Raw genomic sequence first — 17,733 nt, forward strand, 5'->3', positions numbered from 1 at the left:
AGCCGACTGCCCTACGGTCGCGCGGTCACTACGGTCGGCACGCCGTGACCGGTTCGTCGACATCCGTGATCCACCCCAGCCGGGCGGCCTGCCATCCCAGCTGCATCCGGCTCGAGACGCCCGCCTGGTCCATGAGGCTGTGCACCCGCCGGTTCACCGTCCGTTTGCCCATGCCGAGTTGGCGTGCGATCGCTTCATCGGTGAGTCCCGAGAGCAGGAGAGTCAGCATCTGGGCGTCGGGCTGTGTGAGGGGCCCCTGATCGGAGACGGGATCCAGCGGCAGCGCGGTCGCCCACACCATCTCGAAGAGAGCGAGCAGAGCTTCGAAGAGCGGCCCGGGGTGGATCAGCAGGGCAACCTGGGGCAGCTGCGCCTCCTCGGCCCGCAGCGATACCAGTGCCGCGGCTCTGTCGACGATGACCAGTTTGAGCGGGACCTGGTTGAGGACACGGGCCCGCTCGCCGGCGTCGACGTACCGTTTGATCTCCTGCAGCGCACCGCTCTCCGCCACCGCCAGACGGTCGTACACCGTCCGGTACGCGACCCCGGCCGTCAGTTGGTCGAGCTCGGCCGTATTGAGGTCCTCGGACACCAGGTACGGCGGTGCGTCGAACCTCAGCACCTGCTTACGGGCATTGCGCTGGATCTGCTCGTACCTGAGCGCCAGGCTCTCCTCGGGAACGATCTCGGCTATCTCCTCCAAGGCAGCTGGGCCGGAGGCGGTCTTCCGGTACTCCCTGGTGAGTTTGTCCAGGGCACCCCTGGCCGTCCGGAGCTGGTTCATCCGCAGGAGCAGGAGCTCCTCCCCGGCTATGTCGGGCGGAGAGGGAATGACCTGCGCGGGCCTCTCGTCGGTGAGGGTCACCAGCCCCTTGGCGACGAGCCCCTGTGTCGCCTCGACCGTCTGCGCATGGCTCAGATTGAGCCGCTGCCGCATCTGATCGGTACGGATGCGGCCCGACCTGACGAGAAATTGGTACATCTGCGACTCGCTCGTGCTCAGCCCCAGCGTCTCCAACATGTGCGCCCTTCCCCTCGAAGACCAGCAGAGGATAGCGGGGCCCCGGACGGGCCGTTGACCGGCGACACCAGGTGAGAAGCTACGGGATCGCCGCCGGTCGGGCCATGGTCCGCTCGATGTCTGCCGCCGGATACGGTGTCCGCTTGCCCACGGTGAGCAGGCGCTGGTGGAAGCTGTCCAGCAGCACGGCAGTCCGGGCGTGCCGGTCGATGATGGCGGCGATCCCGGGTGGAACACCCACAGGCCTGTCACCCGCGATCCAGTTGCCCAGGAACGCGTCGTGCTCCACCGTGCCCCGTACGCCCTCGGGCAGATGGTGGCGCAGCAGATGGCCGGCGATGTAGCAGGCGTCGTAGGTGAGGTGGCGGGAGTGGAATTCCCGCTCCTCCCGGGAGAGGGCGAATTGGGAACTCAGGGCGAGACCGAAGTCCGCGAAGCAGATCAGCCGTCCGTCGGTCAGGACGTTGTGGAAGTGGGCATCGAAGTGGACGAGCCCGCGGGAGCTCATGAAGGCGGCTCCGCGCGCCAGGACCTCCTCCGCCCACACGTGCTTCGAACCGTCCGTGCCTTCCGGAGTGCCCTCACTCCGGTCGCCCAGCCACGCGGCAAGCGTCTGCGGAACGTGCTCGAGGAAGATCACAAGGCCGGCTGAGGAGCTGCCGATGGCTTCCAGGCGCCGGCGCACGGCCGGCGATCCCTCCCAGTGCGCGACTGCCCCGTCGATGCCACCGAACTCGTCGGCGACGCCCTGGGGAGGGGAGTCCGGGAGCACGCGCCAGTGGTACATCAGCGCAAAGCCCTCGTGCTCGCTCCCCCGTACCCAGTCGGTCGTCATCGTGTGGACGGCCAGCTCGCGCCAGGCTCCGAACCCGGCTGAGCCGAGCCCGTACTGGTAGAACAGGGGCAGGCCGAAGAGGTTCGCCGTCGAGCGTACGTTCTCCGGCCGCATCTCGATGTCCGTCAGGGGAACGCGCTTGACGAAGACTCGCGTTCCGCCGACGTCCAGTTCCGCCGTCCTGCCTCCGATGCCGGACCCCAGAGGGGTCGCGGCGGCCACGACTTCGCCGAGTCGACGGTCGCTCAGCTGCGACAGGTACGTGGAAACGGCCCCGTACGCGGTCAGGCGTGCGCCATGGCGCGGATCCGGGTGGGGCATCGAAGTCTCCTCGAAGCGCGAGCCGTCACCAGCAGCGATCTCCGGTGACCGACCATTTCAGTGGCGGCCGGTCGGCATCCTGAGCGCGAGTCGTCCCGGCCCGACGAACCAGGTGATCTCAGCACGCGGAGCCCTCGAGCGGTACCCCCTGCCGGTCCCGTGCGGGCCGTCCTTCGCGCGCGGCGGCTGCCGCGGCCTCCCGGTGATTCGTCCAGAGGCACCCGTGATCAGTCCATGGCGGGCGGGCTGCTTCAGCCGCGATGCTGTCGTTCCGTCCGCCTCCCGAGGAGTGAACACGTCATGTCCCAGCCCCTGAGTCCTGTCGGCGGCGAGAGCCGGAACCGTCCGGAAGGCCCGGCGTCCGGCGCACGGGACGGCGCGTGGTGGCGCCACGCCGTGATCTACCAGATCTACCCGCGCAGTTTCGCCGACGGCGACGAGGACGGGATGGGTGACCTGGCCGGCATCCGTGCCCGGCTTCCGCATCTGGTCGACCTGGGGGTCGACGCCTTATGGCTCAGTCCCTGGTACGTGTCCCCGCAGGCGGACGCCGGTTACGACGTCGCCGACCACTGCGATCGTTCCGGTGCGGAGCCCCATCCCTGCCTGATCTGCCTCGATGTACGACGCAACGGCAGCAGCGGGATGCGGGACAGGGTGGCTCAGGCGGGAGGCGGCCGGGCGGCCCGCCACAGGGCTGTCCAGATCGGCCGGGTCGACGACAGGACGGTGAAAATTCACCAGCAGTGGTGATGAGGACCCACGCGCCCGGCCGGGGTGAGCTCCTAGCGTGGGACCGGGCGAGACGGATCAAGGGCCGCGACTGACGGGCGGGTCCGCCACGGCGCCCGAAACACTCCTCCCCCGATCCATCCACGAGAGGTCACCGTGCCCGTTCGCCCCACCGCCGCACAACTCGCCTGGCAGCACGACGGCTTCGGGCTGTTCCTGCATTTCGGGATCAACACCTTCAACGGGCAGGAGTGGAGCGACGGCTCGCTCGACCCTGCCACATTCGATCCGACGGAACTCGACGCCCGGCAGTGGGTCAGGACGGCGGTCGCGGCAGGCGCCGCGTACGTCGTCCTGACCGCCAAGCATCACGACGGCTTCTGCCTCTGGCCGACCGCCACCACGGACTATTCCGTCGCCGCGTCGCCCTGGTGCGAAGGCAGGGGCGACGTGGTCGCCGAGCTGGCCGATGCCTGCCGCGCGGCAGGCATCGGACTCGGTCTCTACCTCTCGCCGTGGGATCGCCATGCCGACGGCTACGACGATCCGGAGGCCTACGACGCCTTCTATCTGCGGCAGCTGACCGAGCTCTGCACCGGCTACGGCCCGCTGTACGAGCTGTGGTTCGACGGCGCGGGCTCCGAGGGGCGTAAGTGCGACTGGGATGCCGTCATGGCCGTCATCGACGAGCACCAGCCGGACGCCATGGTCTTCAACATGGGCCGCCCGACGATCCGGTGGGCCGGCAACGAGGACGGTCTCGCCGCCGACCCGTGCCGGTACACGGTCGATTCGACGGGCATCAGCGTGTACGACGACGGTACGACCCGGCTGGGCGGGCTCCGGTACCTGCCGCCCGAGTGCGACGTGCCGATCCGCCGTAACTGGTTCTGGCAGCCGGACGACCTGGACTCGCTCAAGAGCCTCGACCACCTTTTGGCCATCTGGTACCACTCGGTCGGCCTGGGCGCCGGACTGCTCCTGAACGTACCGCCGGACCGCAGCGGACGGATCGACCCGGCCGACCGGCGACGGCTGCTGGAGCTCCGCGAGGAGCTGGGGCGCCGGTTCGCACGACCGGAGACCGCCACGCTGGTCGCCGGGGCGGACGGCACGGTGGTGGCTCGCTTCCGGGAGCCGGTGGTGCTGGACCATCTGGAGCTGCGGGAGGACCTGGCCGAGGGGCAGCACATCGACGGGCACGAGGTGTGCGCCGACGACCGTGTCCTCGCCTCCGGCCACACGGTCGGTGTGCGCCGGCTCCATGCCTTCCCTGCCGTCGAGGTCCGCGAGCTCAGGATCCGGTTGACGGGCGCGCCCGCCCGACTGCTCGCCGTCCACGGCTTCCGCACGGGCCACGGCACCGCTCCCGTCCGACCCGAGCCGCACACACCCGTTGAGAAGCTGGACGGCGGCCGTCCCAGCTGAAAGCCTCACGGCCGGGGCACCGAAAGCGCGACGACAGAGCCTCGTCCTGCTGAAAGACTTACGGAAGCACCCGACCGCGGCCGACGAGGAGGACACGATCGACACCGCCGAAACGGGCCGGCACCCGCTGGACTCCGCCAGCGTCATGAACGCGAGGAACACCCTCCTTGAACTCCTGGGCCGCGCGGGAGTCTTCCGGGACGAGGCCGAGGAGCTGATCTCGCTCGTCGAGGCCGGCGCGATCGCGGACGCGCACAGCGAGGTCGGGAAGGCGGAGGGCGTCCCGGACGAGAAGGGTGAGGCGTACGCCGTCGGCCGGCACGACGGCGCCCTGGCGGTCTGTGACGAGCTCGCCCGCATCGCCGAGCGGGCCCTCGAGCGTGCCATCGGCCCGGCGATGTCCGGTTCGGCAGGGAACACGGCACGGGGCCATCACCCCGTCGGGCAGGTGGACGTGGAGCGCGCGAAGGTCGCTGTGACGCCGCTCAGTCGTGCCTTCAGTGACGTCTCGGGCCTCGACCCCGAGGTGTCGGACGAGGTCCTCACCGCGGTACTCGGCACGATGAGCGTCGTGGGACGGGTCGGCTACGCGGGACAACTGGAGCAGTTCACCGCGTCACACCGAGAGCGGCTCGTTCAGGTGTACGCGCAGTACGGGCCCGGCAGCCGCATCGCCGTCCACGGCCGTTACTCCCTGCTCCACTCCCCCACGAGCATCGCTGTACTCGAACGCCTCACTGCCGCACCGGAAGCTCTCCGGGCGGAATGGGATGATGCGGAACTGCCTCCGGCGTGGCTGGAGGGACTCGCGACCGCCTGGCGCGCGTCGGGGGCTCCGCCGGAGTGACGCCCCGCCCCCGGGCCGACGGCGTCCCGATTCGGGGGTGGGGGTTCAGATCAGGTCGGCCTGCGCGGGGGCATCGTCCAGGAAGCCGCCCGACTGGTGCTGCCACAGCTTCGCGTAGGTGCCGTCGGATGCGAGCAGTTCTTGGTGCGTGCCCTGCTCGACGATCCGCCCTCGGTCCAGGACGACGAGCCGGTCCATGGTGGCGACCGTGCTGAGCCGGTGCGCCACCACCAGTGCGGTCCGCCCCTCCATGAGGTGCCACAGCGCCTTCTGGACGAGGACTTCGCTTTCGGAGTCCAGTGCGCTGGTCGCTTCGTCGAGCAGCAGGATGGGCGCGTCGCGCAGGATCGCCCGGGCCAGGGCGACCCGCTGCCGCTGGCCGCCGGACAGCTTGACTCCCCGCTCGCCCACCATGGTGTCGAAGCCGTCCGCCAGACCGTCGGCGAACTCCGTGACGTGAGCCGCCTCGGCCGCACGGCGGATCTCAGCTTCGGTGGCGTCGGGCCTGGCGAACGCGATGTTGTCCCGCAGTGTGCGGTGGAACATCGCCGGGTCCTGCGGTACGTAGGCGATCAGGCTGCGCAGATCGGCCTGGCGCAGCTTGGTGATGTCCTGCCCGCCGATCAGGATCCGGCCGGAGTCGATGTCCGTCATGCGCAGCAGCAGTCGGCCGAGCGTGGTCTTCCCGCCGCCGGACCGGCCGACGAGTCCGATCTTCGCCCCGCTGCTCACATCGAGGTCGAGGCGCTCGAAGAGCGGCTTCGCGCCCGCGTGGGCGAAGGTCACCTGCTCGAAGCGGACATCGGCGGCCTTCGACAGCAGCGGTTCCGGCGACGGCGGGTCGAGCACGACGGGCTGTTCCAGCAGCAGTTCGGTGAACTGCCCGGCCTCCGTCATCGAGCTCTCCAGGCGGCGGTAGATCTGATTGAACTCGAACATGATCCTGGTCGCGTTGGTGTAGTACGTGAAGGCGACGACGACCGCCTCCACGCCGTGTCCGCCCCCGCCGAGAGTCACCGCGAGCAGCAGGCCCATGGCGTTGGTCAGCACGGACATCGGAGCGACGAGCGTGTCGATGCGCAGGTTGCCGTAGTCCCAGGACCGCAACGTGAGCCGACGCGACTTCGCGACGCGTGAGCGGTGCTCGGCGGCCTCGCGTTGCTCGGCGCCGAAGGCCCGGACGGTGTCCATGTTCATGAGGCTGTCGGCGACGTGGCCCGACACCTGGGCGATCGCCTCCTCGCGCTGGTCCACGAGCGCCTGTCGGCGGCGGATGAGGGGCATCACGCACAGACCGGTCATAACGATCATCGCGAGGAGACCTACGACGAGCAGCGGTTCGTAACTCCACAAGACGACCGACCCGAACAGCAGCGGCACGAAACTTCCCACGACCGAGAAGGTCAGGGTGTCGACGAACTCCTCGAAGCGCGAGGCGAAACTCAGGACCCGCTTGGTCAGCGACCCGGCGAAGTTCTCGTGGAAGAACGCGGCGTCCTTGGCGAACAGTTCGTCCATGCCGATCACGTAGAGGTGCTCGATGCCGCGGGCGTCGAGGCGGTTCAGGAAGTGCAGGCCGATGCGCCAGAACGCCTCCGCGAGCAGCAGGACGCCGGCGAAGCCGAGCACGTAGGGCATCATCGAAGTGAAGGCGGTGCCGCCGCCGTCGGCGATGTGGCCGACGAGTTTCGCGACGATCAGCGGTGCGATGTAGTTGATGCCGATGTTGCCCAGCGCCGGCGACAGCATCGCGGGTGCCGTCAGCCACCGGAGCCGCACCAACTCCCTTCCGTAGTAGCGAAGTGCCAGGAGCACGGACCCTTTGCCCGGCGATTCCTCGTGTTTCTCGGTCAGTCCCATTCCCACCCTGTGCGGTCGTGCGGCGAGCCCGCTCCGAGCGTCTCCGGGGAGGCGTCGTCGCGGTACCGGCCGGGGGCGATCCGGTTCGGCTGCATGCCTCGGCGGGGTCGCCTTCCGACCGAGCAGGGCATGACTGCGGAGCCCCCACACGGCTCGCGGCGATGTGTCCGCGCGAGTACGGGGGCCAGGAATCGCAGTGTCCCGCGTCGGCGTCGGGGGGGTCCACGCGTTTTTCTCGGCCACCGGCAAACGCCGCAATCGGGTCAGCCCCCTGTCGGCGGGCCACGCAGCGGGGCCGGCACCGGGACATACGGAGCCGATGGGAGTCGGGAGGCGGGGGTGCACCGGTTCGCCCTGTCCGGGAAGCGCGCGCCGGTGCCCGGTGGCAGGCTGCTTGCGTACGAGGTGCGTGACCTTCCATGACCGTCCGTGCTGTCCCCAAGCGACCCGAGGAACCACCGTGATCACTACTGACTTCGTCCCGGGCTCCCCGTGCTGGCTCGATCTCGGCGCGCGCGATGTCGCGGCGTCGGCGGCCTTCTACGGCGCCGTGTTCGGCTGGGAGTTCGAGAATCTCGGTCCCGGTGCGGAGGAGTACGGCTTCTTCAAGCTGGACGGCAACGCGGTCGGCGGTCTGGGCCGGCTCACCGAGGAGGGAGCCCGTTCGGCGTGGATGATCTACTTCCACACACCGGACGCGACAGCGACGACCGAGACCGTGCGGCGCCTCGGCGGCACCGTGCGGGTCGAGCCGACGGACGCCGACGGCGCGGGCCGGATGGCGCAGTACACCGACCCGCACGGTGCCCAGTTCGCCGTCTGGCAGCCGGGGACGATGAACGGGCTGGAGGTCGCGGACCAGCCGGGATCCCTGTGCTGGACCGAGATGTACACGACCGACGCGGCCGGCGCCAAGGACTTCTACGGCAATCTGTTCGGCTGGACGACCGAGGACATGCCCCTTCCGGGCGGTGGCGGAACGTACTCGATGCTCACCCCGGCCGGCCGGCCGGCGGATCGCATGCACGGCGGCCTGATGGAGATGCCCGCCGACCAGCTCGTCGCGACCGGCGGTCAGCCCTACTGGCATCCGGTGTTCGCATCCGCGGACTGCGACAGCACGGTCGACAGGGTCAGGGCAAACGGCGGCTCGGTGCTGATGGGCCCCGAGGACGCGGAAGGAGTCGGGCGGCTGGCGCTCTGCGCCGACCCGGCGGGGGCGGACTTCGTGGTGCTGACCCCGGCCCCGATGTAGACCCTGCCCCGGCAGAAGCCGGTGGTGCCGGTCGGGGACGGCCGGCACCACCGTGGAGCTGCCGGCACGGGGGGCCGAACGGCGCCGAATGCGCCGCGGCATCCCTTGGGCGGACGTACCGCGGTTGTGCCTGCCCCGGGGACGGCGGATTCTGTAGGGGATGGATGGGGCTGACGTGGCGCCATTGACTGCATGGAACGCTGAGCAGAGTGCCGACTTCCGTGGCCCGCTCGATGTCACCCGGGCGGCCACGACGGTCGTCGATGCCCAGGACACGGTCATCGGATGGAGCCCTGCGGCGGAGCGGCTCTTCGGCTTTCCCCCGGACGAGATCATCGGTCGGCCTCTGGCCACGTTCCTGTCACCCGGCCCGTCGCCCTCCGTTCCCCCTCTCCGTTCGCGCTTCCGGGGGAACGAGACCTGCGTCGCCCGGCACCGGGACGGGCGTGAGCTGGTCGTCGCCACCGCGGTGTGTCCCCTGTCGGGCGGCACGGCGGAGCGCGTCCTCGTCGCGACCGAGCTGAAGGATCTCCGGCTGTGGGAATCCCAGCTGGCCCTGTTGAACGGCCTGGCCACCCAGTCACCCCTCGGCCTGGCCATCTACGACACCGAGCTACGCCTGACCTGGTGCAACGCGGCGTACGAACAAGAGATCGGACGACCGTTCGCCGAGTTCCGTGGTGTGCGGGCCGATGAGCTGTACTCCGACGGACGTTTCCTGACCAAGGGGCATCCGCCCACACTCGACGCCGTCATGCGTCATGTACTGGACACGGGGGAACCCTTCCTGGATCTGCATTTCCAGGGCCGGCCACCCAGCGACCCGCAGACGGACCACCTCTGGTCCTGCGCCTACTACCGGCTCCAGGACGCCGACGGTCACGTGCTCGGGGTGTGCGAGGACGCCTTCGACATCTCGGATCGCTACCGGGCCCAGCGGCGGCTCGCCATGCTGGTCGAGGCAGGCCGCGGGATCGGCACCGCCCTCGATGTGGTGGTCACCGCCGAGAAGATCACCGAGGTGGCGGTGCCGGAATTCGCCCTCACGGTCACGGTCGACCTTTCGAGGGCCGTACTGGAGGGCGAGGTGCCGGCCACCGGTGGCTCGACGGAGATGGCTCTGGTCAGGGTCGCCCGCCGCTCGGCCGGGGAAACCGACCAGGACAGGCCGGGACAGCGGTCTCCTCCCCCGGTGAAGCATTCACCTCTGGAGTACACATCCGGCTCGCCGCAGTACCGCAGCCTCGCCTCGGGTGGGCTCGTGCTCGACGACACGACCCTGGTCGTCCCGCTGCGGGCCGGGAACAGCACGCTGGGACTGGTCACCTTCGTCCGCAGCACCGGTGGGGTCACCTTCGACAGCGGCGAAGTGGCACTGGGCGACGAGCTGGTCGCCCGTACGGCCGTGTCCATCGACAACGCCCGGCGCTTCACCCGTGAGCGCACGGCCTCCCTCGCCCTGCAGCGCCAGCTCCTGCCGCAGCACGTGCCGCGACAGTCCGCCGTCGACCTGGCCTACCGCTACCTGCCCACGGACGCCGTGACAGGGGTCGGCGGCGACTGGTTCGACGTCATCCCGCTGTCCGGTACCCGGGTCGGGCTCGTGGTCGGTGACGTGGTCGGCCACGGCTTGCAGGCAGCGGCCACCATGGGGCGGCTGCGGACGACCGTGCGCGCGTTCGCGCAGATGGACGTCGATCCCGACGAGCTGCTGTCACGGCTCGACGACCTGGTGGGGCAGTCGACGGAGGAGCAGTGGGGCGAGCCGGGTTCGCCCGGAGGCTCCCACGCGGACGTGACCATCGGGGCGACGTGCCTCTACGCGGTCTACGACCCCGTCTCGCGGCGCTGCGTCATGGCCAGGGCCGGTCACCTGCCACCGGCGGTCGTCGACCAGGAGGGCAGCGTGTCGTTCCCTGACCTACCGGCCGGCCCGCCGCTCGGCCTGGGCGGCCTGCCGTTCGAGTCCATGGAGATCGAGTTGCCGGAGGGCAGCCTGCTGGCACTCTTCACCGACGGCCTGGTCGAGTCCCGCGACCGGGACATCGATCAAGGACTCGCCATCCTGGGCCGTGTGCTCGCCGACCGGCACGCGTCGCTCGAGGAGCTGTGCGACCGGGTCGTCGCGGAACTCCTGCCGGACGGCACGACGGCCGACGACACCGCCCTGCTGCTCGTCCGCACCCGCGAACTCGACAGGTCGCAGGTCGCCGAATGGGAGCTGCCCGCAGAACCGATCGCCGCGGGCCGCGCCCGGGACCTGGCCGACGAACAGTTGCGCGACTGGGGCCTGGAGGAGCTGTCCTTCGCGACCGAGCTCGTCGTCAGCGAGCTGGTGACCAACGCGGTCAGGTACTCCGAAGGACCGCTCCACGTACGCCTCATCCGTGACCGCACCCTTCTCTGCGAGGTCGCGGACACCGGCCACACCTCACCGCACCTGCGCCACAGCGGCGAGGACGACGAAGGCGGGCGCGGCCTGTTCATCGTCGCGCAACTCGTCCAGAGGTGGGGAACGCGCTACACCCGCTCCGGCAAGACCATCTGGACCGAACAGGCCTTCCCTTCGGCGGTATGAGTCCCCAGAACTCCCTACATAGGTTAGGCATGCCTAAGTAACCGTGACCGGCCCCGTCGACCGCCCCCTGGAGAATGTGGATGCACCCTTTCAGCGCCCGCCCCACCCGGCCGACCCCCGCCGAACGCGTGCGGTCGATCCTGACCGCTGCCCATTCGATGACGGTAGTGAGCGACGGCCTTCCATCCGAGGTGCGCCACCTCGACGGCAAGGGCGCCATGGGACACATCCACATGCACGAACCGTCCGAGGCCGGCCCCTCCCTGCCTGCCCCGCGCGTCCCTGTACGGCTCGAGTTCACCGACATCGCACCCACGCCCGTACGCGACCGACTGCGCGCCCGCGTCACGGTGACCGGCCTGCTGGCAGCCCCGTACACGGCCGAATCCACGCAGAGCACCTGCATGGAGTTCGGTCAGGCAGTCCTCCACAACTCCGGCGGCCGCGCGTTCGTCACACTGGACGCGCTGCAGGCGACGGACCTCGATCCGATCGCCACGAGTGAGGCGGGCATGCTGACCCATCTCCTCGACAGCCACGGGGAATTGGTTCCCCTCCTCCTGCGCCTCGTGCGACCGGGGCTGACCAGGGGTATCGCGCGCGCCGTCCCGGTGGCGATGGACCGGTACGGCGTGACGCTGCGGCTGGAAGGCCACAGCACCCACCGTGACGTCCGGCTGCCGTTCGCGACGCCCGTGACCGACATCGCCCAGGCCCGCCCCCAGATCCACGCACTCCTGGCCGCGGCCCGTCGCGCCTCCCACCCCAACCGCCTGCTCGCCTGACCCCGGCCACGGGCCCGGGCGTTCGGGACGCAGCCCCGTTCCTCCGGGTCATCGCCGGAGGGACGGCGCCGGAATGCCCCTACCCGGCGGCCCGGTCCATCAGTTCGAAGAAGGTGTCACCCCTCACCACCTCGAACGGGTCCGTGAGCAGTTCCCCGAGCTCGGCGGGAGGACCTCCTCGCCACCCCGCCCGTCGCCCCGGTCCGGAAGAGTCGGTGGCGAGGAGAAAACGTGTGCGGGCAGGTGAGGCTGTTGTGGAACGCTGTGCGTCATGACGGAAACAACCCCCTACGACCACGACCGCAGTCAATTCTCCCGGTCCGCACTGGCACGCCTTGTGCTGTGCGACCGTGCTGTCGGCTTGGCCGAGACTGCGGGAAACCTGGCGGTCACTCGCTACGACGCGTACACCGGCCCGGGCGGTCGTGTCAGCGAGGCCCATTCCGTGGCACAGCTTGCCGATCTGCTCCTGGCCGACTCCGTGATCTACGAGCGGGAGCGCGGGAGCTCCTGGGAGGACATAGCCGAGTACCTGAACATGGACAGCACTGCGGCACAGGAACGCTTCACCCCTGAACTCGATCGATGGAATGCGGCATTCGCAGTGCCCTATCGCCCGGACGAGAACGGCCGTAAGCGCATCCCCAATCTACCGAGGGCGGCGTACGCCCCCGAGAGCTCGTGCAGACGACTCGACCTCTGGGCGCACTTGCGCCTCGCCATCGACGACAAACACGCCGTGAGTGCCGGCCTCCGTGCACACTTCCCTGCAGACGAAGCAACGGACCCGAGGCTGCACGACATCGGCGGATGGATATGGCGGCGGAACCTGGCCACGTTCACGGGCTTGCTGGCCCGATACGTCGACAGTGAATTCGACGAGACCGACTGGGACACGGTGGAAGCCGGTCTGGAGACAACAGATGACGAGGACCCGGACGGCTGGTTCACGTACCCTCTGATCGGGTCCACTGCCTCACTGGAGATCCGACTGGCCAACGCCGTCGGCAGCGACGTACTGTCCGTCGTCGTCGCCGGCGCCGAGTTCGCCAAGCTACGCCTGCGGGTCGACACCCTTATGTCCGCTCTCGCTGCCGACGAGCAGCACTGAAACCCGTTGCCCAGCAGGTGGCCAGCCGCGGTCGGCGGCACACTCAGTCCACCACCCGTGAGGCGGACGCCTCGACACCTGATGCCCGCAGCTTGCGGGCCAGTAACTCCATCTCGGGCAGGGTTCCGGAGTACTGCCCGCTCAGGACCTGCTCCAGCACCGCCTTGATGCCGTCCAGCCCGACGCCGAGTTCTGCCCGCAGCACCCGCATGACGGTGGCGTTCCCCGTCGGCGGACTGACCTGCAGCCTTGCCCGTCCGTGCTCGGAGAGCATTCGGCCACGCAACTCATCCGGCAGGTCACCGCCACAGACGACCAGGGCGAATCCACAGGCCGGACACGTCGACTCAACGTCCCACCGCAGCTCGTCGTCCACCAGCGCCTGGACGCCGCACCACTCCGCCCCGGCACCGCACCCCTGGCACACATCGTCGTACGTGATGGTCTCGACCAAGATCGGTTTCACCATGTCCCCCCTCACGAGGAGAGGTTAGACGCCAGGCGCCGAGAGTCTTCCGGCCTGCCAAGCTTTCCGAGGCCGCCCTGATGGCCCACCGACATCGTCGCACCCCCGGTCCACGCAGGTCCATGCGATCCCGGTGGCCGACGCCGCCAGGACCGGAACGCCGGGGCAGGCACTGTCATATGCCGGCGGTCCTTTCATGCACAACCCTGTTGCACCCGCCGGACCGGTGGCAGTGTGTCGGCTACACGGTCCCCGTAGTCCACCCCCCGGACTCGGGGTCGCACCTGCCCCGCCTGCGCGCCGACGGTGCCGCGCCGCCCCTTCCCGACTCCCCACGGGAAGGGTCCAGGCGTGGTCCGCACCACCGATCCGCTGCGCAGACTTGCAGGCTGGGGCACTTCTTTGGCGGTCACGCACTTCAAGACCCCGGTGCCCTGCTTGGTCACACCCGACGTGGCCCTTCCGCAGGGTGCGCTCCTCTCGAAGGGAATCGCGAACATGTCGGCTGTGCCCAGCAGCGCAGTAGCGTGTCACCGGAGGCGTCGACGGCCGGGCCGACCCCATCGCGCATCACGGGCGGCCGCTCAGCCACCTCACCTCTCTCGGACCACGAACAGGGCGCGCCGTCAACTGGTTCGGTGATCCGACCGGAGGCCGCGCATACCCCCCACGGGATGCGCGGCCTCCGGTGTTGCTGTGGGTCGACCGGTCCGGTCAGCGCAGCCACGGCGGCCGGCAGCTGCCTGGCGCGGCCCGCCCCGGACCCGGCGCTGCCACCACCCGTTCGAGGGCGGTGGCACCGTCGTGTTGTCCCGCGCGCGGTCAGCCGACGGGAATGGCCCGGGGAAGGGCGGAGTCGACGGTGTTGCCGTGCTTGTCCTCGGCGGTCACTCGGACGCCCAGGAAGCCACCCGACTTCAGTGCCGTGTGCGGTGCGAGGAACCGGTACTCACCGTCATGGCCGAGGATCACGACCTGCTTCCAGGTCGCGCCGTTGTCGGAGGTGACCCAGGCGCGGACCTTGCGCAGTCCCTCGACCGCACCGGTGACATCGGCCTTGACCAGCAGCGGAAGGCCGGCGTGTGCCTGGTTCAGGTTGTTCAGCGGCGCGTCGAACGACACGTTGAGGAGGTTCACCGGTGTCGCCGTCTCACCCGTGCCGCCGGCGGTGAAGGTCCACTTGGAGGTGGCCTCGCCGCCCATCGGGAAGATCCCGGCGGAGGTGTAGGTGCGCCGGAGTTCGTACGACGCCTTGTCGGCGTCCGCGAACGTCTTGTCGATCAGCGCGCCGCGGTCGGCGACCAGCGTGCCGCTGCGGTAGAGCTGGCTCGTGGACTGGGCGCGCTGCGGGACGTTGAAGTCGCCGAGCTGCGGGGCGAACCCCTTCGGGTTGACGGCGTCGTCCACCTTCAGTTGGAGGCGGGCACCCGTTGCCTGGCCCGTGGCGCGCACCGAGAGCGGTCCGCCGAACCAGGTGTCCTTCGTGGAGGTTCCCGGCTTGTAGGTGAACGGGGCCGGCGAGTAGTTCATCCCCACGCCCCCCTGGTTGCGGTAGGTGAACCGCAGCCATGTCCTGTCCTCGGCCTGGATGTACTCCGTGCGCTCGCGGGGGACGGTCAGGTAGGACGGCGAGGAGGAGTTGAGACCGTTCAGCCCGGTCCCGTAGACCGTGCTTCCCTCCTGGTAGCGGAGCTTCTCGTTCATCCCGCGGTACGTCGTGCGGACCCTGGCGAACTTCTCGATCTCACCGCGGGTCAGCCGGCGCTCGGGGTTGTCAGCGACCTCGGTCCGGGCGTAGGCCGCGTCGTAGAGCACGGACGTGTCGCCCACGGTGGGGTCGCTGTCCGCGTCCGCAAGGCGCCAGCGCTCGTTGAACGCGACCTTGCCGAGGTGGGCCTCGGTGGTCGGAGTGATCCAGAGGGCGTCCTTGGGGAAGGCCCCGTAGGCGCCGCCGGCCAGCATGCTGTGACGGATGCCGAACCGGCCGTCGTCGGTGGTGCGGGACAGGTTGCCCATCATGAACTCGGGGCGGGTGGCCTTGCCTTCTACCGAGGCGGTCCAGCGACGGGCCTTCCGCGCGTCGAAGATGATTTCGTTCGTGCCGGCCTTGAGGTCGGCGCTGACGATCGCGATCTGCTGGACGTCGTCGATGGTCATGCGGATCATCGCCAGGCCCATGTAGGTGCCCTCGGGGACCCGCAGGTCACGGGTTCCCTCGGCGCGGACCTCGGCGTTCATCGAGGCGCCGCTCTCCGCGTTGAGCAGGGAGATCTGCGCGGGTGCGGGCTTGCCCGCACGGTCGAGTGTGGTCACCTTGACCGACTGTGCCCGGTCCAGGAGCAGCGGGATGCGCAGCGCCTGGCCGCCGCCGGTGGGGAGCGCCGTCAGCGCGCCGCTGTAGGTACCGGTCGGAGTGCCCGTGGCGTCGACGGTCAGGGCGACCTCGGACGTCTCACCGGCGCCCAGCGTCACGGAGGCGGCGGACAGCTCCAGCAAGCCGGCCGGAGGGGGCGAACCGGCCTGGGCCAGCGTGCCGTTGAGGTTCAGGGTGACGGCCGCGGCACCCTTGTTGGTGAGCTTCACGGTGCGGGTCGCGGTGCCGTCGGACACGTCCAGGCGCCCGAAGTCGACGGCGCCGGTGTCGGCGACGACGGCCTGCTCGAGGGCGGCGGGAAGGTTCACCACGCCGGTGCCGACGTCGTACAACGACTGACCGCTCTGCGGGGCCGTCGTGGTGCCCATCAGGGTGTGCTTGATCTGGTCCGGCGTCCAGTCGGGGTGCTCCTGCGAGAGCAGGGCCGCGGCGCCCGTGATGTGCGGCGCGGCCATCGACGTACCGGACAGTGCGGTGTAGGCAGGGTCGGTCTGGACGGTGCCGAGGTTCGTGCCCGTGGCGCGTGCCGCGACGACGTTGACGCCGGGGGCGGCTATCTCGGGCTTGACCGTGCCGTTGAACGACGGTCCGCGGCTGGAGAACGAGGCCGTTCCGCCCGCGAAGTCCACCGCGGCGACCGACAGTGCGTGCGGGGCGATCGACGGGGCCGACACGGTGCTGATGTTGGGACCGTTGTTGCCCGCCGAGACCACGAACAGGGTGCCGGACGAGGTGGCGAGCGCTTCGAGCGACTGGGTGACCGGGTCCTGGCCGTTCGTCGGGCCGCTGCCCAGCGACATGTTGACGACCTTGGCGCCCTGCGCGACGGCCCACTCCATGCCGGCGATGACCTGCGAGTCCGAACCGGAACCGTCGTCGCCGAGCACCTTGCCGACGATCAGGTCGGCATCCGGCGCCACACCGGAACGGAGGCCCGGTGCCCCTGAGCCGCTTCCTGCCACGGTCGCCGCGACATGCGTGCCGTGGCCCTGCTTGTCGAGCGTGCTGCCGCTGCCCGAGAAGTCCTTGGCCTCGCTGATCCGGCCCTCGAGGTCGGGATGCGTCTGGTCGGCGCCGGTGTCCAGCACGGCGACCTTGACACCCTTGCCGGTACGGCCGGCCTGCCAGGCGCTGTCGGCGCCGATCTGAGTGAGGTTGCGGTCCAGCGCGTCCGCCCGCACCTTGCCGTCGAGCCAGATACTCTTGACGCCGTCCAGCGCGTTCTTGCCGTCCAGGGCGTCACCGACCTCGTCCGCGTCGTCCTTGTCCAGAACCGCCGTGCTCGCCCTGAGGGCGTGGAAGTCCCGCTTGGCGGGCATCAGTCCGTCGCTCTCGAGCACCTCCGGACGGTCGGCGCCGGTGCGCCGCACGATCAGCGGGAGCGCGTCGACGCGGGAGTCGTCGTAGCCGTCGCGGACCAGTCCGTCGACGTTGAACAGCTGCGGGTCCAGAAGGGAACCGACCTTGCCGATCACGTCACTCGGGTAGAAGTACGCGTCGCCGTCGATGTCCGTACGGGCCAGAACCGTACCCGGAGCCGAATCCGCTGCGGGCACCGCGCTGTACGACTTCCGGCCGTCCGGTGCGGTGGTGACCGTCACCCGGTCACCCGTGATCAGCGTGACCGTGTGGCTCACCGGCGCGCCGAATGCGGCGGCGGTCGGCTCCGGTACGGGCGTGGCGATCGCCGTAGGCAGAACGGCGGGCGAGCACAGGGCGGCGACGGTGACGGCCGCCACAAGTCTGGCGCGGGCAAAGGGCTTCATGGGGACTCCGGCTTCGGGACGGGGAACGGTGTCGGTGTGCCGTGCACTGAGGGCGCCGGCAACTTGATGCGGTACGCACTCACTTCGCCCGTCTCCTCCTCGGCGAGCAGAGTGGAACCGGTGAGCCGGCACCATGCACGGACGGAGGAGCGGACCTGAGGGTTGGCGCTGTGCAGTTCCAGCACGCTGCCGAGCGGCAGCTCGCACCGGCGCCGCTCCAGCAGACCGAGGATCCGTGACCACGGTTCGCCGCCCGCGTCCACGACGGCACGGACCGAGTCATCCGGACCTGTCGCGTCGGACGACGCGGCGGGCGAGGCAGCACACATGGGCAGTTCATCCTCGGCGGGCGGG

At 69.8% G+C, this 17,733-nt stretch carries 12 protein-coding genes and 1 pseudogene; 7 read left to right on the forward strand and 6 right to left on the reverse strand.

Annotated features, from left to right (window positions below; genetic code table 11):
* Positions 1–28: 28 nt before the first annotated feature.
* On the reverse strand, positions 29–1,021 hold the full coding sequence (locus tag OG844_RS12225; protein ID WP_406389912.1) for a helix-turn-helix domain-containing protein: 993 nt from the start codon (positions 1,019–1,021) through the stop codon (positions 29–31).
* Positions 1,022–1,100: 79 nt separating this feature from the next.
* Positions 1,101–2,177: a protein kinase family protein gene (locus tag OG844_RS12230; protein WP_406389913.1), complete on the reverse strand. Its 1,077-nt coding sequence runs from the start codon at positions 2,175–2,177 to the stop codon at positions 1,101–1,103.
* Between the two features lie 300 nt (positions 2,178–2,477).
* Here OG844_RS12230 and OG844_RS12235 point away from each other — a divergent pair.
* The 3 genes and pseudogenes from OG844_RS12235 to OG844_RS12245 form a co-directional block, all read left to right on the forward strand.
* Positions 2,478–2,750, forward strand: a pseudogene (locus OG844_RS12235) (alpha-amylase family glycosyl hydrolase); the annotation flags it as partial.
* A gap of 315 nt (positions 2,751–3,065) precedes the next feature.
* Positions 3,066–4,337 (forward strand): alpha-L-fucosidase, encoded by a 1,272-nt coding sequence (locus OG844_RS12240; protein WP_406389914.1) that lies wholly within the window; start codon positions 3,066–3,068, stop codon positions 4,335–4,337.
* Positions 4,338–4,482: 145 nt separating this feature from the next.
* On the forward strand, positions 4,483–5,184 hold the full coding sequence (locus OG844_RS12245; protein ID WP_406389915.1) for a hypothetical protein: 702 nt from the start codon (positions 4,483–4,485) through the stop codon (positions 5,182–5,184).
* A gap of 45 nt (positions 5,185–5,229) precedes the next feature.
* On the opposite strand, the gene OG844_RS12250 is transcribed toward OG844_RS12245, so the two are convergent.
* Positions 5,230–7,044, reverse strand: coding sequence for an ABC transporter ATP-binding protein (locus OG844_RS12250; RefSeq protein ID WP_406389916.1), 1,815 nt, complete (start codon positions 7,042–7,044; stop codon positions 5,230–5,232).
* 460 nt (positions 7,045–7,504) lie between these two features.
* Here OG844_RS12250 and OG844_RS12255 point away from each other — a divergent pair, with 460 nt between their 5' ends.
* The 4 genes from OG844_RS12255 (at position 7,505) to OG844_RS12270 (ending at position 12,773) form a co-directional block, all read left to right on the forward strand.
* The gene (locus tag OG844_RS12255; protein WP_406389917.1) at positions 7,505–8,299 is read left to right on the forward strand and encodes a VOC family protein; all 795 of its coding nucleotides are present in this window, start codon (positions 7,505–7,507) and stop codon (positions 8,297–8,299) included.
* Positions 8,300–8,483: 184 nt separating this feature from the next.
* Entirely contained in the window at positions 8,484–10,877 is a 2,394-nt protein-coding gene (locus tag OG844_RS12260; RefSeq protein WP_406396093.1) for a SpoIIE family protein phosphatase, read from the forward strand.
* Between the two features lie 80 nt (positions 10,878–10,957).
* Entirely contained in the window at positions 10,958–11,662 is a 705-nt protein-coding gene (locus tag OG844_RS12265) for a DUF2470 domain-containing protein (RefSeq protein ID WP_406389918.1), read from the forward strand.
* 271 nt (positions 11,663–11,933) lie between these two features.
* Positions 11,934–12,773 carry a hypothetical protein gene (locus OG844_RS12270; protein WP_406389919.1) on the forward strand — a complete coding sequence of 280 codons (840 nt, stop codon included), beginning with the start codon at positions 11,934–11,936 and terminating at the stop codon, positions 12,771–12,773.
* A 43-nt stretch (positions 12,774–12,816) separates the two neighbouring features.
* Here OG844_RS12270 and OG844_RS12275 read toward each other — a convergent pair whose 3' ends face one another.
* The 3 genes from OG844_RS12275 to OG844_RS12285 form a co-directional block, all read right to left on the reverse strand.
* A complete protein-coding gene (locus OG844_RS12275) occupies positions 12,817–13,242 on the reverse strand; it encodes a hypothetical protein (protein WP_406389920.1) in 426 nt (141 codons plus the stop codon).
* Positions 13,243–14,061: 819 nt separating this feature from the next.
* Positions 14,062–17,379, reverse strand: coding sequence for a S8 family peptidase (locus OG844_RS12280; RefSeq protein ID WP_406389921.1), 3,318 nt, complete (start codon positions 17,377–17,379; stop codon positions 14,062–14,064).
* Positions 17,376–17,708, reverse strand: a complete 333-nt coding sequence (locus OG844_RS12285) for a sulfurtransferase TusA family protein (RefSeq protein WP_406389922.1) — start codon at positions 17,706–17,708, stop codon at positions 17,376–17,378. Before OG844_RS12285 ends, OG844_RS12280 begins: the two co-directional genes overlap by 4 nt.
* Positions 17,709–17,733 lie beyond the last annotated feature (25 nt).

The sequence above is a fragment of the Streptomyces sp. NBC_00887 genome (assembly GCF_045207585.1).

What these genes read in the sequence shown, in the direction of transcription:
- OG844_RS12225 (WP_406389912.1), bottom strand. Translation starts at nt 1,021, where the DNA reads ATGTTGGAGACGCTGGGGCTGAGCACGAGCGAGTCGCAGATGTACCAA.
- OG844_RS12245 (WP_406389915.1), top strand. Translation starts at nt 4,483, where the DNA reads ATGAACGCGAGGAACACCCTCCTTGAACTCCTGGGCCGCGCGGGAGTC.
- OG844_RS12250 (WP_406389916.1), bottom strand. Translation starts at nt 7,044, where the DNA reads ATGGGACTGACCGAGAAACACGAGGAATCGCCGGGCAAAGGGTCCGTG.
- OG844_RS12270 (WP_406389919.1), top strand. Translation starts at nt 11,934, where the DNA reads ATGACGGAAACAACCCCCTACGACCACGACCGCAGTCAATTCTCCCGG.
- OG844_RS12280 (WP_406389921.1), bottom strand. Translation starts at nt 17,379, where the DNA reads ATGAAGCCCTTTGCCCGCGCCAGACTTGTGGCGGCCGTCACCGTCGCC.
- OG844_RS12230 (WP_406389913.1), bottom strand. Translation starts at nt 2,177, where the DNA reads ATGCCCCACCCGGATCCGCGCCATGGCGCACGCCTGACCGCGTACGGG.
- OG844_RS12285 (WP_406389922.1), bottom strand. Translation starts at nt 17,708, where the DNA reads ATGTGTGCTGCCTCGCCCGCCGCGTCGTCCGACGCGACAGGTCCGGAT.
- OG844_RS12265 (WP_406389918.1), top strand. Translation starts at nt 10,958, where the DNA reads ATGCACCCTTTCAGCGCCCGCCCCACCCGGCCGACCCCCGCCGAACGC.
- OG844_RS12275 (WP_406389920.1), bottom strand. Translation starts at nt 13,242, where the DNA reads ATGGTGAAACCGATCTTGGTCGAGACCATCACGTACGACGATGTGTGC.